This is a genomic window from Rhodococcus sp. (in: high G+C Gram-positive bacteria), from assembly GCF_049286785.1.
In the GTDB taxonomy this organism is placed as follows: domain Bacteria; phylum Actinomycetota; class Actinomycetes; order Mycobacteriales; family Mycobacteriaceae; genus Rhodococcus_F.
The window spans coordinates 1-1811 of sequence record NZ_JBAQEO010000264.1; the positions used below are offsets into that span (position 1 = coordinate 1).

The 1811-nt window shown below is 67.2% G+C and carries 1 protein-coding gene and 1 pseudogene; both read left to right on the forward strand.

Annotated features, from left to right (window positions below; genetic code table 11):
* Positions 1-475: pseudogene (locus WAW17_RS10560) on the forward strand (ArsR family transcriptional regulator); the annotation flags it as partial.
* Positions 476-869: 394 nt separating this feature from the next.
* The coding region (gene tal / locus WAW17_RS10565) for a transaldolase (protein WP_422332934.1) at positions 870-1811 on the forward strand (942 nt) is incomplete at its 3' end.

The window sequence follows — 1811 nt, forward strand, 5'->3', positions numbered from 1 at the left end:
GCTCTACACCCGGGCCACGAAGGAAATGACCCTCAGCGTGCCGCCGCGGGACTACGAGCTGCTCGCCCGATTGCTCGTCTCCTCGGTGGAACAGGACACCAGCGGAACGGTGCGGGCGGCGGTCAACGAGGCCGCAGTCGACGCCGGCAAGCGGGCCGCCGCCGACGCCGGGGGAGATCTCCTGGTGGCGCTGCGCGGCTGCGGTTACCTGCCCCAGATCGACGACGACGGCCGTATCGACCTGCGCAACTGCCCCTTTCACCTCGTCGCCCGGGACCACCTGGACATCGTGTGCGGGCTGAACTTGCGCCTCGTCGAAGGCGTGATCGCCGGCAGCGTCGAAGGCGTGATCGCCGGCAGCTCCCACCCCACGGCACACGCGGAACTGGACCCGCGACCGGACCGGTGCTGTGTGGTGGTCCACCGCACAGCGTCCGCTCATGCGCACTCGCCCCCGGGTACCGCCCGTCCCTGACGGACACGAACCGACATGGGGCGAGGCGCAGGATCGGCTCGCGTGTCGATCGAATGACCCGTGCACCCGACCACCGGCATCAGGACGCATCGCTGACCGCGACGCTCCGTGCAAGCTTTTCGGTAACGCCGCGGGTCCAGGAGCGGTCAGCATCACTCAAAGCCATACCTCTGCAGGGGATTACGCCCCATGGGTATCTACCGAATCATCTCAGTTACTCTCCCCGCAGCCTTCTGGTCCGTGTGACGAGGCGACTGCTCCGGGTTCCCTGCCGGCACCGCCGCCGAGCTGTGAGGAAACCACCTACCGACCGGCAGTGACTGCGTGCACATGCGGGCAGCGCGGTGAGCAAGTGGGCGTGGATCAGACGCCCCGGACGACGAAAGGCACGACGATGAACAGATTCCCACACCCACCGGTAGGGGCAACGGCAAGCCGATTGCATCGCCTGCACAGCGAGCAGGGACAAAGCCCCTGGTTGGACAACCTCACCCGCCCCTATCTGCGCGATGGCACACTCGCCGAGTTCGTGGCCGCCGGGATACGGGGGGTGACGGCCAACCCCACCATCTTCGCGCGGGCCATCGCAGGCTCCGATGCCTACGACGCACAGTTCGCGGCACTCATCGCCCAGGGACTCGCGGTCGAAGACGCGTATTGGGAGCTCGCCGTGGCGGATATCGTCGACGCAGCTGCGGTACTGCGGCCCGTCTACGACACCTCGGGCGGCACCGATGGGTTCGTCTCGATCGAGGTCGCCCCGGAACTGGCACGTGACACCGACGCCACGATCGCCGCGGCCAGTCGACTGCATGAACGGATCGCCCGACCGAACGTGTTCGTGAAGATCCCCGCGACCGCGGAGGGAATACCGGCCATCGCGGACATGATCGGCAAGGGCGTGAGCATCAATATCACCTTGATCTTCTCCCTCGCACGCTACGAACAGGTGATCGAGGCGTACCTGCAGGGTCTGGAGGCGCTGGCGGCACGGGGCGGTGATCTGGCCGCGGTGCGCAGTGTCGCATCGTTCTTTGTCAGCCGCGTCGACACGGAGGTCGATCGACGTCTCGAGCACATCGGCGACACCGAGACCATGGCGCTGCGGGGTCGGGCGGCGATCGCCCAAGCCCGCCTCGCCTACCAGATCTTCCGGGACCGCTTCACCGGACAGCGGTGGGAGCAACTCGCCACCCGCGGGGCCCGGGTGCAGCGGCCGCTGTGGGCATCGACCTCGACGAAGAACCCCGACTACCCCGACACCCTCTACGTCGACAGTCTCATCGGCCCCTACACCATCAACACCATGGCCGAGGCCACCATCACCGCATTCGAG